Annotated in this window: 17 protein-coding genes; 7 read left to right on the top strand and 10 right to left on the bottom strand. The window is 62.1% G+C overall.

Annotated features, from left to right (window positions below; translation table 11 throughout):
- The first annotated feature begins 3 nt into the window (after positions 1-3).
- The 5 genes from NKH90_RS13900 to NKH90_RS13920 all read left to right on the top strand — a co-directional run bounded on the left by NKH90_RS13900 (position 4) and on the right by NKH90_RS13920 (position 4032).
- Entirely contained in the window at positions 4-1026 is a 1023-nt protein-coding gene (locus NKH90_RS13900) for a lytic transglycosylase domain-containing protein (protein WP_352819816.1), read from the top strand.
- A complete protein-coding gene (locus NKH90_RS13905) occupies positions 1023-1274 on the top strand; it encodes a hypothetical protein (protein ID WP_352819818.1) in 252 nt (83 codons plus the stop codon). Before NKH90_RS13900 ends, NKH90_RS13905 begins: the two co-directional genes overlap by 4 nt.
- Positions 1271-3013, top strand: a complete 1743-nt coding sequence (locus NKH90_RS13910; RefSeq protein ID WP_352819820.1) for a relaxase/mobilization nuclease domain-containing protein — start codon at positions 1271-1273, stop codon at positions 3011-3013. The genes NKH90_RS13905 and NKH90_RS13910 overlap by 4 nt, the downstream gene beginning before the upstream one ends.
- Before the next feature lie 453 nt (positions 3014-3466).
- Complete coding sequence (locus tag NKH90_RS13915; protein WP_352452153.1) at positions 3467-3727, top strand: CopG family ribbon-helix-helix protein; 261 nt, start codon at positions 3467-3469, stop codon at positions 3725-3727.
- Positions 3724-4032 (top strand): type II toxin-antitoxin system RelE/ParE family toxin, encoded by a 309-nt coding sequence (locus NKH90_RS13920; RefSeq protein WP_352819822.1) that lies wholly within the window; start codon positions 3724-3726, stop codon positions 4030-4032. Before NKH90_RS13915 ends, NKH90_RS13920 begins: the two co-directional genes overlap by 4 nt.
- Before the next feature lie 188 nt (positions 4033-4220).
- Here NKH90_RS13920 and NKH90_RS13925 read toward each other — a convergent pair whose 3' ends face one another.
- The 10 genes from NKH90_RS13925 to NKH90_RS13970 all read right to left on the bottom strand — a co-directional run bounded on the left by NKH90_RS13925 (position 4221) and on the right by NKH90_RS13970 (position 16219).
- Positions 4221-5270 carry an L-idonate 5-dehydrogenase gene (locus NKH90_RS13925; protein ID WP_352819824.1) on the bottom strand — a complete coding sequence of 350 codons (1050 nt, stop codon included), beginning with the start codon at positions 5268-5270 and terminating at the stop codon, positions 4221-4223.
- Positions 5267-6673 carry a TRAP transporter large permease gene (locus NKH90_RS13930; RefSeq protein WP_352455844.1) on the bottom strand — a complete coding sequence of 469 codons (1407 nt, stop codon included), beginning with the start codon at positions 6671-6673 and terminating at the stop codon, positions 5267-5269. Before NKH90_RS13930 ends, NKH90_RS13925 begins: the two co-directional genes overlap by 4 nt.
- A 3-nt stretch (positions 6674-6676) precedes the next feature.
- The gene (locus tag NKH90_RS13935; protein WP_352455843.1) at positions 6677-7249 is read right to left on the bottom strand and encodes a TRAP transporter small permease; all 573 of its coding nucleotides are present in this window, start codon (positions 7247-7249) and stop codon (positions 6677-6679) included.
- Positions 7250-7393: 144 nt separating this feature from the next.
- On the bottom strand, positions 7394-8368 hold the full coding sequence (locus NKH90_RS13940; RefSeq protein WP_502893778.1) for a sialic acid TRAP transporter substrate-binding protein SiaP: 975 nt from the start codon (positions 8366-8368) through the stop codon (positions 7394-7396).
- Positions 8369-8419: 51 nt separating this feature from the next.
- Positions 8420-9139: a FadR/GntR family transcriptional regulator gene (locus NKH90_RS13945; protein ID WP_352819826.1), complete on the bottom strand. Its 720-nt coding sequence runs from the start codon at positions 9137-9139 to the stop codon at positions 8420-8422.
- 147 nt (positions 9140-9286) lie between these two features.
- Entirely contained in the window at positions 9287-10192 is a 906-nt protein-coding gene (locus NKH90_RS13950) for a DMT family transporter (RefSeq protein WP_352819828.1), read from the bottom strand.
- Positions 10193-10280: 88 nt separating this feature from the next.
- A complete protein-coding gene (locus NKH90_RS13955) occupies positions 10281-12881 on the bottom strand; it encodes a TRAP transporter permease (RefSeq protein ID WP_352819830.1) in 2601 nt (866 codons plus the stop codon).
- A 56-nt stretch (positions 12882-12937) separates the two neighbouring features.
- Complete coding sequence (locus NKH90_RS13960; RefSeq protein WP_352819894.1) at positions 12938-13891, bottom strand: TAXI family TRAP transporter solute-binding subunit; 954 nt, start codon at positions 13889-13891, stop codon at positions 12938-12940.
- A gap of 94 nt (positions 13892-13985) precedes the next feature.
- Entirely contained in the window at positions 13986-15317 is a 1332-nt protein-coding gene (locus NKH90_RS13965; protein ID WP_352819832.1) for an aspartate aminotransferase family protein, read from the bottom strand.
- Positions 15314-16219 (bottom strand): MurR/RpiR family transcriptional regulator, encoded by a 906-nt coding sequence (locus NKH90_RS13970; protein WP_352819834.1) that lies wholly within the window; start codon positions 16217-16219, stop codon positions 15314-15316. Before NKH90_RS13970 ends, NKH90_RS13965 begins: the two co-directional genes overlap by 4 nt.
- A gap of 96 nt (positions 16220-16315) precedes the next feature.
- Here NKH90_RS13970 and NKH90_RS13975 point away from each other — a divergent pair, with 96 nt between their 5' ends.
- Both NKH90_RS13975 and NKH90_RS13980 read left to right on the top strand, forming a co-directional pair.
- Positions 16316-17164 carry a beta-keto acid cleavage family enzyme gene (locus NKH90_RS13975; protein ID WP_352819836.1) on the top strand — a complete coding sequence of 283 codons (849 nt, stop codon included), beginning with the start codon at positions 16316-16318 and terminating at the stop codon, positions 17162-17164.
- Between the two features lie 167 nt (positions 17165-17331).
- The gene (locus tag NKH90_RS13980) at positions 17332-17724 is read left to right on the top strand and encodes a GFA family protein (RefSeq protein WP_352684671.1); all 393 of its coding nucleotides are present in this window, start codon (positions 17332-17334) and stop codon (positions 17722-17724) included.
- Positions 17725-17966 lie beyond the last annotated feature (242 nt).

Genomic DNA, 17966 nt, shown 5'->3' on the forward strand with positions numbered 1-17966 from the left:
CAGATGCTTCTGGAGCCCTTCGACGAATCTTTCTCGCCAACCCTTTTGATCCATTGCGCGCCGGTGAAAACCTTCGACCCGACCGCCCGCGAGGCAGCCAAGAGGGGGCCGGACACTTGCTTGTGGCTGCGGACACCGATTTCATCACCGTTTTGGCAAAGCCGGTTCGATTGGCGAGCCCCTGCCCTTAACGGAAGCGAACACCGTCGCAGCCTGGCAGCGCATCGGTTCTGCGGTCTGCGGGACGCAGCCCACAGAGGCATGACGACGTTTGCCGCATGTGTCATGCTCGGCTTCGTGGCGCCCGAAACTGGTGCAGCGGCTTCCTGTGCTGGTGAACGGCCGGCGCACTCCGAGTCGACGATCTTGTCGGCTGGCCCGTGGTCGCGGCATATCCGGGAAGCGTCAAAACGCTTCGCCATTCCAGAGCAGTTGCTGCGCGGCGTTATGCATGTTGAGAGCGTCGGCGATGTTCGTGCGCTTTCAAGCAAGGGCGCAATGGGCTTGATGCAGATCATGCCGGCGACGTGGCAGGAACTGCGCATCAAATACCGTCTTGGTGACGATCCCTATCAACCGCGTGACAACATTCTTGCAGGTGCAGCATATCTTCGCGAAATGCTCGACAGCTTCGGGCGCAGCGGCTTTCTTGCCGCTTACAATGCCGGTCCTGGTCGGTACACGGAACATCTCTTAACCGGCCGTCCGCTGCCACGCGAGACGGTCGACTACGTCAGGAAACTTGCGCCGCTGCTCGATGGTGCAGTTCTCACTCCGCGGCGCGCGCGGCAAGGTGCAACGATCTTTCCGCATCCCCATGACATTCGGAACGCCGCTGCATCGGATGGCAATGGTTATGCCGAGACGATCTTTGCGGCGATTTATTCGTCCGCAATGCGGTCGCCAATGGGCGATCCTGCTGCGGACCTGACCGCGATCGAGCCACAGCCGGGTGAAACCGATTTCCAATCGAACCACGCTGTTTCCGGCCTATTCGCTCAGCACTCTTTAGCCATATCGCGATGATCGCCACGTTCGTCCTCAATTGCATTCCGGCCTGTTCCGTCGCGGAAATTGCGGCGGAAGAGTTGGCTGTGGATGAGAACAGAGAGATTGGCAGGATAAAGGGCCGCGAGGTGCGGCTCGGTTCGGCCGATTGTTTTCCTTACAATTTTCGTCTCATTTCGCAATGTGCTGGCACAATCAGCGATGTGCGCTATTCCCAATTTTTCAGTGTTTCAATGGAAACCGCACCTCGTGGCCGTCTAGCATGAAGCGTGACGATAGCTTTCGCGTCCGCCCTGGTCGCATCCGCTCCCGCGCCGGCCAGCGCGCACGACCCTTCATCTTCCAGGCTCTTGCGGCCACACAGCGCGCCGGCGGTCACCTTACACGCGAGGGTCGGATCACCTCCCCGCGAGCTTCAACGTTTGGCCGCGGCAGGTCAGCGAGCATCCGCGCCAGTCGCCTCATCTCTGACCGGTCACGCGGCGCCGTCGTCAAGACCCGTGTGGTACGGCAGTTCAGAGGGTCTGGGCCACTCGCCACCCATCTCAAATATCTTCGCCGCGAAGGTGTTACACGTGATGGTGAGAAGGCGAGGATGTTCGGTCCCGACACCAAAGATGCAGATCATGACGCCTTCTGCGACCGCTGCAAGGATGATCGGCATCACTTCCGTTTCATCGTTTCGCCAGACGATGCAATGGAGCTCGGCGACCTCAAGAACTTCGCTTGTGACCTGATGGCCGACATGGCGCGCGACCTCGGCACGAGGCTCGACTGGATAGCCGTCGATCACTGGAACACCGAACATCCGCACGTTCACATCCTCGTTCGCGGCGTTGCCGACGATGGCGAGAGCCTTGTCATCTCGCGGGACTACATCCGCCAGGGCATGCGCGATCGGGCGAGCGACATTCTCACCCAGACGCTTGGGCTCCGCATGGACCTCGACATCCGCCGGGCCATCGAGCGCCAGGTCGACACTGAGCGCTGGACGCAGCTCGATCGCCAGCTTGTTCGTGACGCCGACCGTCATGGTATCATTGATCTCGCGCCACATCCTGATCGCCGGCCCGACGAGTTCCTGGGGCTCAAAGTCGGCCGGCTGCGGCAACTGGAAAGCCTGGGCCTCGCGAACGAGATCCGTCCCGGCCAGTGGATAGTGGTCGAACAGGCCGAGCCCACTTTGCGCGCCCTCGGTGAACGCGGCGACATCATCAAGCGCATGCACCGCAGCCTCACTGTGCATGGGCTAGAAAAAGGGACGGCCGACTATGTGCTAGCCGCCGAAAGGATTGATGCGCCCGTGATCGGCCGACTGCTCGAACGCGGCCTTTATGACGAACGGCGCGGCGCGGCCTATGCCATCGTCGATGGCATTGATGGACGCACGCACCACATTCGCTTCCATGACCCTGATGCGGCCGGAGACTCCGACCCGGGCTCGGTCGTGGAGTTGTGCCGCGATGCGAGTGCAAATGGCGGTGGCCGGGTCACGCTCGCGGTCCGCTCCGACCTGTCAATCGAACAGCAGGTCCATGCTTCCGGCGCGACTTGGCTCGATCGCCAACTCGTTGCACGCGAGCCTGCCGAATTCGGTGACGGCGGCTTTGGTAGGGACGTAAGACAGGCACTGCAAGATCGGGTCGACCACCTTGTCAGCCGCGATCTGGCCAAGCGCGAGGGACAGCGCGTCATTCTTGTGCGCAATCTGATCGATACTTTACACGATCATGAGGTGGAATCGCTCGGTGCCCGCCTCGCCGCCCAGACGGGCCTCTCGTTCACGAAGGCTGCCAACGGCGATCATGTGGCTGGGATTTACCGGCGGCGTTTCTCGCTGGCTTCAGGCCGGCTCGCGATGATCGACAATGGACTCGAATTCAAGCTCGTGCCCTGGTCGCCGTCGCTCGAAAAGCGATTGGGTAATCAAGTCATCGGGGTCGTGTGCTCGGATATGGGGGGCGTGGATTGGAACCTGGGAAAGAAGCGCGGCATCGGGCTATGAAGGTTCCAGGCGTATGCTCTATCCTGATGCTGGGAAGCCAGCACGGTCGCACATTCTATTTGTACCTGCACAGTGAAGCGCCGATTGCCTCGCAAAAAACAGGGACTTTGCGCATCCTCGATTCAGTCTGGCGCCGGCAATCGCGGCACTGGCGCTGTTTGCCTTCGTCTATCACTGGAATAGCTATCTCTGGCCGCTGACCGTTCTACAGGGCAATGCACACGAATATCCGATCGTCATCGGCCTTAGTCGCCTGCTCAGCTACAACAGAGGCGCTCTAAACACGGGACTGGTGATGGCTGGCGCCACGCTTGCCGTGCTCCCGCCACTGGTGCTCTTCGTCTTGCTGCAGCGCTTCTTTGTGGATTCGATCGTCGGCTCGGCGGTCAGGGGATAATGAACCAGCGCGGCGCTCTGTGCTAAGGTGTACACCGATCAACACAGGACACCGCTATGGCCGCTAGCACCACTATGACAATTCGCGTCAGTCCCGATGTAAAGGAAAAGCTCGACCGGATCGCAACCGACACCCGGCGTAGCAAGTCGTTCCTCGCAGGTGAAGCCGTCGCAGCGTATGTCGATCGCGAGCTTGAAATCATTGAAGGTATCAAGCGCGGCCTTGCTGATGTCGAAGCTGGGCGCATCGTGTCTCATGATAAGGCTATGGCAGAAATTTATGCCGCGATTGATGCCGGCACGGGCCGCAAGGTGTGACGCGAGCCGTTCAGTGGTCTCGCGGTAAGCTGGACGACATCAAGGAACAGATCGCCTATATCTCGCAGGATAATCCGCGCGCTGCGCGCCTGGCAGCAGACCGGATTCTGGACGCAGGGGCCGCGCTTGGGGAAATGGCAACCGGGCGACCCGGCCGTGTATCCGGCACCTATAAAAAGCCTTTGAGTCGCCTGCCCTACATCATCGCTTATGCCGTGACCGCCAAGGGCGCCCGACAAAGCATTTCAATTTTGCGGGTGATCCACGCAGCGCGCGATTGGCAGGACGAGGCATGGCCGAACTGAACGAAATCTCGCGACGAAGGGCTTTAAGCGCGAGCGGATTTGCTGCCAACAATTTTGACAGCAAGCTGCCGGGTATTGCTCCCGAGTTTAACCGGAGACCTGGGTGGGAGCATATACGTCGAGCACGTTCTGAGTTTCGTCCGTTCGCAATGAGTTATAGCCGCCAACGATCTGGCAAAAACCACGATTCAGTCCGCGGTCAGCACGACCTTGACACTCTGTGAACGGTCGGCGGCAAGTCGGAAGGCATCGGGGGCGCAAGAAAGCGTGCGCTCCGCTGTCATCAGCTTCAGGACGTCCACCTCCCCCGACACGATGAGATCGACCGCCCGGCCGAACTCCGTGCCGAAGCGGAATGTGCCTTTGAGGTCGATCTCCTTGGCCATCACTGCATTGGCAGGCAGCGGGATCTGGCCACCGGGAAGATTGCCGACCTGGACCACCGTGCCGCCGCGCCGGACACTAGCGATCGCCGCGGCAAGGCCGGCGGCAGTGCCTGAAATCTCGAACGCCACATCAAGCGAACCGCCGGCAGCAAGCGCCTGGAGTTCGGCGTCGCCGCCGGAAAGGTCGATCGTCCTGTCGGCGCCCAAACTGCGGGCGAAGGCGAGCGGCGCGGCGGCGATGTCGGCGACGGTCAGTTCAGCGCAGCCCGCAAGCCTGGCCGCGAGCATGGTCAAGAGACCGATGGGGCCGGCACCGAACAGGATGACATTGCGGCCCCTGATGTCGCCCGCCCGCGTGGCAGCGTGCAGGCTGACCGCCAGCGGCTCGGCAAGTGCGGCCGCCTGGTAGGCCACGTCAGATGGAACCTTGAAACATTGCGCGGGCGTGGCGTCGAACAGGCTGGCGAAGCCGCCCTGCATATGCGGCGTCTTCGATGCCGAGCCCATGAAATAGATGTTCTCGCAGAGATTGGCGCGGCCTTCCAGGCATCGCGCGCAATGCCCGCACCAGCGCGACGGATTGACCGCGACATGGTCGCCGACACCCAGGCCGGGTGCCGCGCCGTTGATCTCGACGATTTCGCCCGAGATCTCGTGGCCGAGGACAAGCGGCGAGGTCACAACGAAGTCGCCGGTCCGGGCATGGCGGAAATAATGCAGGTCGGAGCCGCAGATGCCCCCTGCCCCAAAGCGCACCCGCACCATGCCTGGTGCCAGCGGTTCAAGCGGACGCTCCACGACGCGCAGGTCCTGCGGGCCGAACAGCGTCGCGGCAATCACCTGGCCACTCACCGGATCAAGCCCATCTCGGTCGGCAGCCAAAGCGTGATGGCGGGTATGAAGGTGATCAGAAGCAGCGCCACGATAAGCGGCACCAGCCACGGCAGGATCGCCATGGTGGTGCGCTCAACCGAGAGCTTGGCGACGCGCGACAGCACGAACAGCACCATGCCGAGCGGCGGGTGCAAAAGCCCGATCATCAGGTTGAGCGTCATGATCAGCCCGAAATGCACAGGGTTGATGCCGTAGACGGCAGCGACCGGCAGCAGGATCGGCACCAGAATCGTGATCGCGGCGATCGTATCGAGGAAGCAGCCGACCACCAGCATCAGGATGTTGACCAGGATCAGGAAGACCCACTTGTTTTCGGTGAGCGCGAAGATGAAGTTCGAAAACAGCTGTGCTGCCTGGCTGACGGTGAGCAGCCAGGCGAAGATCGATGCGGCGGTAACGATGAAGAGCACCGAGGCGGTCGTTTCGATCGTGTCGAAGCTGGCCTTGGCAAGCAAACGCAGCGTCATCGTGCGGTAGCGCACCAGCCCGAGGAAAAGCGACCAGATCACAGCCGCCATCGCCGCTTCGGTCGGCGTGAACCAGCCCATCGTCATGCCACCGATCAGGATGACCGGCGTCATCAGGGCCATGACCGCGGAGAAATCGAAATACCAGTCCGCCACGATCAGCACCAGCAGCGCTATGCCGACCGCGATATTGATCGACAGGCCAAGCTGCACCAGCACATAGCAGCCAATCGGAAAGGCAGCCACCACCAGCACCTCGCCCGCCGCTTCGGCCAGCCGCCGAAGCTCGAAGGATGTGTCGGAGCCCCAGCCGCGCCTGTAGGCGAAGATGGCGACCGTGATCATCATCAGCACGGTCATGACCACGCCGGGCAGGATGCCGGCCATGAACAGCGCGCCAATAGAGACATTGGCCATCATGCCGTAGATGACGAAGGGCAGCGAAGGCGGGAAGATCGGCCCGAGCGTGGCTGAAGCGGCGGTAACCCCGACCGCGGCGTCGATCGGATAGCCGTGGTCCTTCATCGCCTTGATCTCGATGGTGCCGATGCCGGCGGCGTCGGCGAGCGCGGTGCCCGACATGCCGGAAAAGATCACCGATCCGATGATGTTGACCTGCGCCAGGCCGCCTTTCATCCAGCCGACCAGGGCAAGGGCGAAGGAATAGATGCGCCCGGTCACGCCGGCGATGTTCATGAGGTTGCCGGCCAGGATGAAGAACGGAACGGCGAGCAGCGGAAAGCTCTCCACCCCGGCGATCATGCGCTGGGCCGCGATGATATCGGGCGCGACGCCGTAGATGACGAGGTAAAGGATCGACGCGGCCGCCATCGAAACGGCGACCGGCACGCCGATGAGCATCAGGACAAGAAAGCCCCCGACCAGAAGCAGCATCGCTCAGACCCCCGCCGTCTCGAACGCGCCAGGACGCTCGAGCACCGAATAGCCGCGCCTGTAATTGCCGATGAAGACCTGGATCGAGCGCAGTAGCATCAGCACGAACCCGGCCAGTACGGCGTAGAAAAACCAGCGCCGCGGCAGGTTGACGGTGACCATGCGCTCATGCGCCACGATCGTGACGTAGCGCCACATCAGCCAGGATCCGTAGGCGAAGAATGCGATGCGGATAACATCGACGGCGAGCGCCAGCCAGCGGCCGACGCGCTCCGGCAGATAGTGGTAAAGCACGTCGACATGGATATGGCGCGAAAGGCGCACGCACATGGCGGCGCCGAGAAAAACGACGACGACGAGCGCGTTGATGGCGATCTCTTCGGTCCACGCAAGGCTGTTGTTCAGCGCATAGCGGGTGAAGAACTGCAGGAAGACACACACGACCATGCCCCAGAAAACGGCAAGCGTAATCCAGTCCTCGATGCCGTGGTCCGACAGGTCGACGTGTACCGGCACCTCCTCGAAGGCGTGCGCGATCTCTTCGACGGTGATCTCGGTGTGGTGTTCCTCGGCCATCGGCGCGGGCTCCCGAAGCTGGTGGGTCGTCAAGGATTGAAAAGGCCGTCCGGCGCAATTTGGAGCCGGACGGAAGGGCAGGTTAAAGCAGCAAATCCGATTGCCGCTCTGTCTTCTTGATCAAGCATCTGATTTCCCGGTGCCCTACTTGATGGCGCGGATCGCTTCCCAATCGGACTTGTTGTAGCCGAACTCCTCGAAGGTGACCTTCTCCAGCACATTCTTCTCGAAGTCGGCACGGTCGACATCGGTTACGCTGATGCCGCGGTCCTTGAATACCTGCACCAGTTCCTTTTCGCGGGCGACGATCTTTGCCGTGGCGCGGGCGGCAGCCTCCTGCATCACCTCGGTGAAGATCTTCTTGTCCTCGTCGGAAAGCGAGGCCCAGCGCGACGCCGATATGATGGTGTTGAGATGATCGACGATATGGCCAGTGAGCACGATGTTCTTCTGCACCTCGTAGAATTTCTTCGCCTCGATGGTGGTCAGCGGATTCTCCTGGGCCTCGACCGTGCCGTTCTGCAGGGCCAGATACACCTCGGCGAAGGCAATCGGCGCGGTGTTGGCGCCGCAGGCACGCGGCATGGCCAGATAGGCCGGCACGTCGGGAACCCGCATCTTCAGGCCCTGCATGTCGGAGCACTTGGCGATCGGACGGTTCGAGGTGGTCTGCCGCGTCCCGTAATAGGTGGTGGCGGCGATGTGATTGCCGGTCTTGTCCTCATAGCCCTTGGTCAGGGCCTTGTAGACGTCGCTCTTGGTGTATTTCAGCAAATGGTCGGCATCGCGGAAAGTGTATGGGAAATAGGTGACGCCGATCGGTGGATATTCGCGCGCCGCGAAGCTCGATCCGGAAATGATGATATCGACGGTACCGAGCATCAGGCCCTGGTTGATGTCTGCTTCCTTGCCAAGCTGCGAGGCCGGATAGACGTCGATGGCGTAGCGGCCCTGGGTGCGCTTCTTGATTTCGTCGGCCGCCCACACGGATTCGGTGTGGAAGGGCTCCGTCGTCTCGTAGACATGCGCCCATTTCAGGACCGTTTCCGCCGAGGCCGACGCCATGGGTATGGCAATTGCGGCGATCGCACCGAGCAGAACTGCGTATTTTCTCAGCATCTAATTCCTCCCTGGTTGAACTTGACGGCCGGATCTCCCCCCGGCCAACTGCTATTCCGCAACCTCCTTGGCTGCGGCTCTCTCATCGAAATTGCGTGAGAATCTGATTTGCGACTGGCGCAGATGCTGCTGCATGGCGGCCTTGGCCCGCTCGGGGTCGCGCGCGGCAATTGCATCACGCACGGCAAGATGTTCCTTTGCCGCGACCTGCCAGGAATCGCTGGTCTCGAAATAGATTGACAGGCGTTCGAAGTACGGGTTCATGCGCTGGTCGAAAAGCTCGCCGATGAAGCGCACCAGCACCGCGTTCTCGAGAATGCCGGCGACAGCGGTGTGGAATTCCCGGTCGAGCGCAATGGTCATCTTGTTGGGGTGACGCATGGCCTCCATCCGGCGCAGCACGTCGTCGAGCCGTTCGATATCTGCAGGCCGGACATGGAGGGCCGCTTCGGCGGCGATCGCGCCTTCGACGAATTCGCGCGCGCGCAACAGCTCGAACGGGCCTTCCTCGACTTCGGGTTCGGAGGCGGCGGCGCTCGGCGGATCGGTGACGTAGATACCCGAGCCGACGCGGATGCGTATGCGGCCTTCAACCTCCAGCGCTATCAGCGCTTCACGGACTGTCGGGCGGGAAATTCCGAGCTGGTCGGCCAGATCCCGCTCGGTCGGCAGGCGGTCGCCGACGGAAAACTCGCCGGCATCGATCAGCTGCCTGAGCTGATCGGCTACCTGTCGGTAAAGCCGGCGTGGTTCAACGGCCTGGATCGGCATGCGCGTCTAGTTCCCTCCCGGGCCAACCCTGGTACATTGGTCTGACCCATTGACCGCAGCTTAGACAGAGGATGCGGAGAGTCAAGCTCGATAGAACCGCGACCCGCACAACCGGAACGCGGCGGCATTGCGCAAGCATTCCATGCGTCAGCGCCGTCCCCCGCGAATGACCAGGACGTTCCCGGCGGCGACGAGGACGAGCCCGATGATCGCGTACGCAGTCCAGGCATAGCCTTCCAGCGCCGTGGAGATCAAAAGCGCAAAGACGGGAAATATGACGGTCGCATAGCCGGCGCGGGCGCCGCCAATGCGTCCGAGCAGCGTCAGGTAGGCGGCGAAAGCCACGACGGTCGATATGACGGCGAGGAAGACCAGCGAGCCGATATAAGAGGCGGTCGTCGCGAACACGAACGGCTCACCAAGCAGGAAGGCCAACAACGCCGACCACAAAGTGCCATAAAGCATGCCCCAGGCGCTCGTTGAAACGAGCGGCAGTCCGCGGCGCTGGTTGGCGACGGAGACGAGATTGCCGGCGCAGAAGCTCAGCGTGCCGCAGAGGCACAGAAGAAGGCCCACCAACGTGCCGCCGGAAAGCCCGTTGGCGGCGATTTCGGGAAAGAACATCAGCGCTATTCCGGCGAAGCCGATGATGCCGCCGGCGAGAATGCGCGGCGCCGGGCGCTCGCCGATGACCAAGGCAGCGAGCAGCATGTTGATGACCGAAGCGAGCGAGAAGACGACTGAGAGCAAGCCGCTGACGAGATAGCCGGCGCCATAATAGAAAAACAGGAAGTTCGACGAGAAGATGAGGATGCCGAGCACAGCAAAGCGCAAATGATCGGTGATCGGAAAGCGGAGCCGCCGACCGGAAAAGCCCGCCCAGGCAAACATCAGCAGCGTGGCGATGGCGAAGCGCCAGACCAGATTGACCTCGTTCGACACGCCGCTGCCGACCTGAAGTTCGATCGCGAACCACGATGCGCTCCAGGCAATGACCGTCAGCGCGTAAAGCCCGTAGTCGACGGGTTCGAAGGGGCGGTCGCGCGTCGTCATGCGCATTTCCGCATTAGTCGGTTCCGCGGCGCCGTTTGGTTCTCTTGTTACTGACATGCTGGCCAAGACTCTTCCGCTCACAAGACGCTTACGGACCGATTGTCCTCCTTCGCCGCTTCTGAACCCAGAAGACGAGACCGACCAACAACAGGGCCGGGATGGTAAACCAATAGCGCGATGGCCGTTCCGCAGGGACTAGCACCCGGTTGATTTCGTCGCCGGGCTGCAGGCCGAATTTGGCCGCCTGGCTGCCCAGTCGCACGACGCCGACCGTCACGCTATCGCCAAGCGCACTGACGTCCAGGCCCGCAGCCTTGAGGCGTTCGGCCGATGAATTTGCAGGCCCGAGCTGCAGCCGAACCAGCTTCGATATCTCATCGCCGTTGAGGTTCAGTGTCGTCAGGCGCAAGCGAACCGCGCCTCCCTCGGCCGTCTCGTCGACGATACGGCTGAGTTCGGTGGCGGGTACTGCCCGATACGGTTCACTCACCTGATCGAGCAACAATCCCGGCCTGAACAAGATGAAACAGGCCACAAGCAACGCAATCGTCTCGTACCAGCGGTTGCGCACGAGCATCCAATTCTGCGTCGCTGCTACAAACGAGACCATGGCCAGCGTCGATGTCACCACCATCGCGACGGAATCGAACGGACCTTCGAGATCGATCATCAGCAGTCCGGTGTTGAAGATGAAGATGAACGGCAGCAGGCCGGTACGGATCTCGTACTTGAAGCCCTGAATGCCGGTCTTCACCGGATCGGCGCCGGAAATTGCCGCAGCAGCATAAGCTGCCAGACCCACTGGCGGCGTCACATCCGCCATCAGCCCGAAATAGAAAACGAACATGTGGACGGCGACCAGCGGCACGGCAAGATCGTTCTGCGCCGCCAAATCGACGATGACCGGCGCCATCAAGGTGGCGACGACGACATAGCTTGCAGTGGTCGGCATGCCCATGCCGAGAATGATGCAGATCACCGCGGTGAACAAAAGCATGACGATGAAGCTGCCGCCCGAGATGAATTCGACCAGCTCGGTCATTACCAGCCCGATGCCCGTGAGCAGAACCGTGCCGACGATGATGCCGGCCGTCGCAGTGGCAATGCCGACCGTCGTCATGTTGCGTGCGGCGGCGGACAGCCCACCGACCAGATCGTCGAAACCGTGAAGCCAATGCTGCGCCAGCGCGCGGTCCTTGCGGAAAAAGGCGGTGAGCGGCCGCTGCGTGACGATCAGCGCCATAAGGGCGACAGCGCCCCAGAATGCCGACAGGCCGGGCGACAACTCCTCCACCATCAGGCACCAGATCAACAGGATCACAGGCAGCAGAAAATGCAGGCCGGTGCGTGCCGTCTCGCCGAAGTGGGGAATCCTGACGATCTCGCCCTCCAGATCCTCCAGCGGCAGGTCGGGATAACGCGCCCGGTAGGCGACAAGGCCGATGTAAACGGCGATCAGCGCGGCAGTGATCATCCAGGTCGCGGCCGCGCCGAAAACGATCTTCGTCCAGCCAATGCCGTAATAGACAAGCCCTGCGAGGATGATGAAACCGCATATGCCAATCAGCCCGCGCAGCGCGCCCTGAAATGCGGAGTGCGTGCTGCGTGACGGCAGGCCCTTCATCCCCGTCTTCATCGCCTCGATATCGACGATGTAGAACAACGAGCCGTAGGTCAGCAGCGCCGGATAGAAGGCGTGCTTGACCACCTCGGCATAGGAAATGCCGACATATTCCGCGATCAAGAACGCGGCGGCGCCCATCACCGGAGGCATCAGCTGACCATTGACGCCGGCCGCGCATTCGATGGCGCCCGCCTTCACCGCAGAATATCCGACCCGGCGCATCAGCGGGATGGTGAAGGTTCCGGTGGTCACGACATTAGCGATCGACGACCCGGAAATCATGCCGGTCAGGCCGGAAGCCACAACACCGGCCTTGGCCGGACCGCCGCGGTATTTGCCGAGCAGCGAGAAGGCAAGCTGGATGAAAAAGCCGCCGGCGCCGGCGCGCTCCAGCAATGTTCCGAACAGAACGAACATGAAGACGACGTTGGTGGACACACCAAGGGCAACACCGAAGACCCCCTCCGACGTCAGCCACATCTGCGAGGCTGCGCGCGATAACGTCGCGCCTTTGTGGCCGAGCAGGCCAGGTAGGTGAGGCCCGGCGAAGATATAGATCAGCATGATCGCCGCGATGACGGTGATGGCAGGCCCGACGGCGCGACGGGCGGCCTCGAGCAGGATGAGGACGCCGGCGATCGAGACGACCAGGTCAGCCGTAGTAGGAAGGCCCGGCCGATGGGCGATATCGCTGTAAAAGACCAACAGATAGAGGGCGGACGCCGCCCCGGCGATGCCTAGCACCCAGTCGGGCAGCGGCACCCGGCTGCGCGACGAGGTCTTGAAGGCCGGAAACGTCAGCATCGCCAGAAACAGGGCGAAGGCCAGATGGATGGAGCGGGCGATGCCATCGCTGATGACACCAAAATTGAGCATGAACGGAAGGGGCGAGGCATACCAGAGCTGGAACAGCGACCATGCCAGCGATACGCCGAGGATCAGCTTCGCGGTGCGGCCGGTCGGCTTGCGCCCACCGGTGTCGGCCTCGGCGACGATCTCGCTAAGCTTGTCAATGTCGATAATGGGTTGGTCAGGCCCTGCCGCCCGCTGGCTTTGATCTGTCATCGTTCCCCACAATTATTTGCGATGCGAGGCGCCTGTGGCGCCTCGCATTGAAGGCCTCAGAGCCAGCCCTTCTCCTTGTAATAGCGCTCCGCGCCCGGATGCATTGGCGCCGACAGACCGGTCTTGATCATCTCCTTGGGATCGAGATTGGCGAAAGCCGGATGCAGTTTCTTGAAGTCGTCGAAATTTTCGAAGACCGACTTCACCAGTTCGTAGACCACCTCATCGGGCGTGCTGGCATTCGTCACCACTGTCGCGCGGACGCCGAATGTCGTCACGTCGTCCGGATTGTTGGCGTACATGCCGCCCTTGATGGTGGCGACTGAATAGTACGGATGAGCTGCCAACAGCGCGTCCACTGCCGGACCGGTCAGCGGGATGAGTTTGGCGCCACAGGCCGTGGTCGGATCCTGGATCGCGGCGGAAGGATGGCCAACGCCGTAGAAGAAACCGTCGATCTTGTTGTCGCACAGCGCGCTGCCCTGCTCGTCCGCCTTCAGCTCCGCGGCAAGCGAGAAATCGCCGAGCGTCCAGCCCATCTGCTTGAGCAACTCCTCCATGGACGAGCGGGTGCCTGACCCGGGATTGCCGACGTTGAAGCGTTTGCCTTTGAAGTCCTCGAATTTGGTGACGCCGGCGTCTGGCCGCGCCAGCACGGTAAACGGCTCGGGATGGACAGAGAACACGGCCCGCAGATCCTTGAACGGCTTGCCGTCGAAATTTCCGGTCCCCTCATAGGCCTGGTACTGGACGTCCGATTGGGTCAAGCCGAAATCGAGGTCGCCGGTCTGGATGGAGTTGACGTTGAAGACCGAACCGCCGGTCGACTCCGTCGAGCATCGGATGCCGGTTTTCTGCCGGTCCTTGTTCATCAGTCGGCAAATGGCGCCGCCGACGGCATAGTAGACGCCGGTGACCCCGCCGGTGCCGACCGTGACGAAGCGCTGCTCGGCAGCGACGGATGGCAGCGCCAGCAGCATGCAGGCCGCCGCGCCGATCAGGGTTTTCATCGAACTGTACATGGTTGCTACCTCTCTGGTGGGTGTCCCGGCCCATCGCCGATGACGCGTTGGAACTGGTTTGAGGCGGTCCGCGTCGTGCGGGTCAGGCCGCTGAAGCAATCGCAGCGTCGATTGCCTCACCGAGCCGTTCGACGATCCGATCGATATCCTGTTTGGAAATGATGAAAGGCGGCGCCACAAGCACATGAACGCCCCGCACACCGTCAATCGTCCCGGCCATCGGATAAATCATCAGGCCGCGGGCCATTGCTTCGCGCTTGATGCGGGCGTTGAGTTCAAGCCTCTGATCGAACGGCTCCTTGCTGGCGCGATCAACCACCAGCTCGATTCCCCTGAACAGACCCCGCCCGCGAATGTCGCCGACGTGATGGTGGTTATCGAAGCGTTGGTGCAGGCGTTCGTCCAGCTGCGCGCCCATTGCGCTGACGTTGTCGAGTAGACCGTCACGTCGGATGACCTCCTGCACAGCAAGGCCGGCCGCCGCTGCCATTGGATGGCCCATATAGGTATGCCCATGCTGGAAGAAGCCCGAGCCTTGGGCAAAGGCATCGAAGATATGCCGGCCGAGCAGCACCGCGCCAATCGGCTGGTAGCCACCGCCGAGTCCCTTGGCGATGGTCAGCAGGTCGGGGGCGATGCCGTCCTGTTCGCACGCATGCAGCGTGCCGGTACGGCCCATGCCGCACATCACCTCGTCGAGAATGAGCAGCACGCCGTAGCGGTCGCAAATCGCGCGAATGTGCTTGAAGTAATCCGCGACCGGCGGCACTGCGCCGAGCGTCGCACCCACCACCGGCTCGGCGACAAAGGCGATGACCTCGTCCGGGCCGAGTTCGAGGATCTTGTCTTCGAGCTGCTGGGCGGCGCGCGCCGCATAGGCTTCGTCGCTTTCGCCATGCCTTTGATAGCGATAGGCGTAACAGGGGTCGATATGGTGGGTCTCGATCAGCAACGGCCTGAACTGGGCGCGCCGCCATTCGTTGCCGCCGGTGGCGAGAGCGCCGAGCGTATTGCCGTGATAGCTCTGCCGGCGTGCGATGAGATGGCGCCGTTGCGGCTCGCCTTTCTCGACAAAATATTGCCTGGCCATCTTGAGTGCGGCCTCGACCGCCTCCGAGCCGCCGCTGACCAGATAGACGTGGTCCAACCCTTTCGGCGCGTCCTCGACCAGCCGATCCGCCAAGCGCTCCGCCACCTCGGTGGTGAAGAAGCTGGTGTGGGCGTAGGCGATGCGGTCAAGCTGGGTGTGCAGCGCGGCAATCACGTCGGGATGACCGTGGCCGAGACAGGACACCGCGGCGCCGCCCGACGCATCGATATAGGACTTGCCCTTGGCATCGAACAGTTCGATGCCTTGGCCGCGAGCGGCGACCGGCAGCGTCGAGTGGATGGTTCGATGAAGAATGTGTGTCATCGACGGTCCCTCAGGGGCATTTTCTTCGGCGCACGCTGGTTCAGGTGGGTCTTGAGGGCGGCGCCCTGCTCATCGAAGCGTCGCAGCGATTCGACGGCGCCCTCGCCTGCCTGTCCTGCGACAAGAGCACCGAGGATCTCAGCAACGATGAAAGCTGGCGTCATGGTGTGGAAAAAGGACGGGCTGCCGGTCGGCACGACGACTAGGTGATCGGCAAGCAGCGCCAAGGGCGCTACCCCGCTGTCGGTGATCGCAATGACCGGTACGCCGCGGCCGGCAGCGTACTCGACAAGCTCGATTGTGAAGCGCGTGTAGGGCAGGACGCTGGCGGCGATCAGCACGTCGTCCTTGGTCGCATGGGCCAGAGCGTCACCATCGGTTCCGCCGATGCCGTGCAACAGCACCGACTTCTCGCCGATCAGCGACAGGATGTAATGCAGATGCCAGGCCACCGCATGGCTCGAGCGCAGGCCGAGGCAATAGACGCGCCTTGCCGCACTCAGCGCCCTGGCCGTGTCGACCAGACGGTCGATCGACCTGCTTTCGGCCAGATGGGCAAGCTGGCTGGAAATCGAATCCAGAATATCGGCCGCCAGCGCGTGGTCGCCCTTGAGCTTTTGGCTGGCCACCTGAAGGCCCGCCTTGCCAGCGAAACCGATTTCGCCGTCCCGGATCGCGGCGGCGTAGATATCGCGTACCGCCTCGTAGCCATCAAGGCCGAGATGCTGGGCCAGCCGCGTCATCGTCGCCGGCTGCACTCCTGCGTGCCGGGCCTGCTCGCGCATGGACAACAGCGCGACATCATACGGCTTGTCAAGGACATAGCGCGCAGCGGACCGAAGCTGCGCCGACATGCCGTCGAAGGCAGTGACGATCTGTCCAGCAAGCTCTCCCTGGTCCATGGATATTGCTAGCTCGCCAGCCCAGCGATTGCAACGTCTGTTTCAGTGTGATCAAAGATTGATTCATATGAATCTTGTCGCTCACAGAACGTCCCCATGAAGCCGGCCCATGGTCTCGACCGCATCGCCATAGCCGTCGCCCCGAACGGGGGACGTCGCAGCAAGGCCGACCATCCGGCGATTCCGCTGACACCAGCCGAACTTGCGAGGACGGCCGCGGAATGCGCCGATGCCGGTGCGGCTATGATCCACGTCCATGTCCGCGACAGAAGCGGCAATCATCTGCTCGACCCCGACGCCTACCGCCAGACGATCGCCGCCATCCGCGGTGCTGCCGGCGACCGCTTGATAATTCAGATCACCTCCGAAGCGCTCGGTATCTATTCGCCGGCCCAACAGATGGCCGTCGTACAAGATGTGAAGCCGCAAGCTGTCTCGCTGGCGCTTCGCGAAATCGTTCCTGATGCCGGATCGGAACTCGCCTGTGTGCGCTTCATGGCCTGGCTGCACACCGAGGAGGTTGCGCCGCAGATCATCCTCTATTCGCCCGAGGAGGCCGTCAGGCTTTCGGACATGCAGCAGCGCGGACTGATCCCCTGGGCAAGCATACCGGTTCTCTACGTGCTGGGCCGCTACACGCCGGGACAGGCGTCCGTTCCTGCCGATCTCTTGCCATTTCTTGCGGCGAACATGCCGCGCTTCGACCATTGGAGCGTCTGCGCCTTCGGCCGCAACGAAGCGGCGTGCGTGACCGCCGCCGCGTTGCTTGGCGGCCATGTCCGGGTCGGCTTCGAAAACAATCTTTTCCTTCCGGACGGCAGCATAGCCTCGTCCAACGCCGAACTGGTAGCGACCGTCGCACGCATACTCGCCGACTGCGGCGTCAAGATCGCCTCGGCCGCCGAGTTGGCGGCTCAATGGAACGCGCCGTTTCGTTCCGTATGACAAACCAAAGCCTATTTTCGGCGGCAAGCTCGCGCAAGGCATAGAGAGGCGGCTGCAATGTCATCGCCACGGAAGAACGACGCGTCCCCGCCCGCGGCGCGGCGATTGCAACAACAGTGCCGGTCGTTGTAACCATTCCGGCCGCTTGATATTGGAGGAGACGCAGCATGGACCGATTCACCGGCGGTTGCCTGTGCGGCAACGTTCGAATTATCGCGTCGGGGCGCCCATACCGGGTCGGCCTTTGTCACTGTCTTGACTGCCGCAAGCATCATGGCGCCCTTTTTCACGCTTCCGCGATTTTTCCTGAGGATGCGGTGACGATCGACGGCGAAACACGCGACTACGCCGGACGGTTTTTCTGTCCCCGCTGCGGCTCCTCCGTTTTCGGACGCACCGCAGACGAAATCGAAGTAAACCTGGGGTCGCTGGATGCGCCTGACCAGCTGATGCCAACCTACGAAAGCTGGATCATCCGACGCGAGTCCTGGTTGCCGCCGTTTCCACTCACCAGACGATACGAGCGCGATCGTGACGCCACGGGTCGCTTTGAGGAATAGGTCGCACGAACGGTGCCGAGGAGGCAACGACATCAGAACATGGATTTTCACAGGCCGCCTGCTCACGCCGCTAAAATGTGAACTTGCATGCTTACAAGGTGCGCTGCCTTCATCCACATTGCCCCATGGGCATTCGTGAGCGCCTAAGGCGACCCGTGACAGCCAAGGCGCCGGACCTTAGAGGAGGATCGCAGGGGATGGGATTCATCGTCGCGATCCTGACGCAGGCTTTGTACAGAGCG

This window comes from Mesorhizobium sp. M0898 (assembly GCF_040319695.1).
GTDB lineage: Bacteria > Pseudomonadota > Alphaproteobacteria > Rhizobiales > Rhizobiaceae > Mesorhizobium.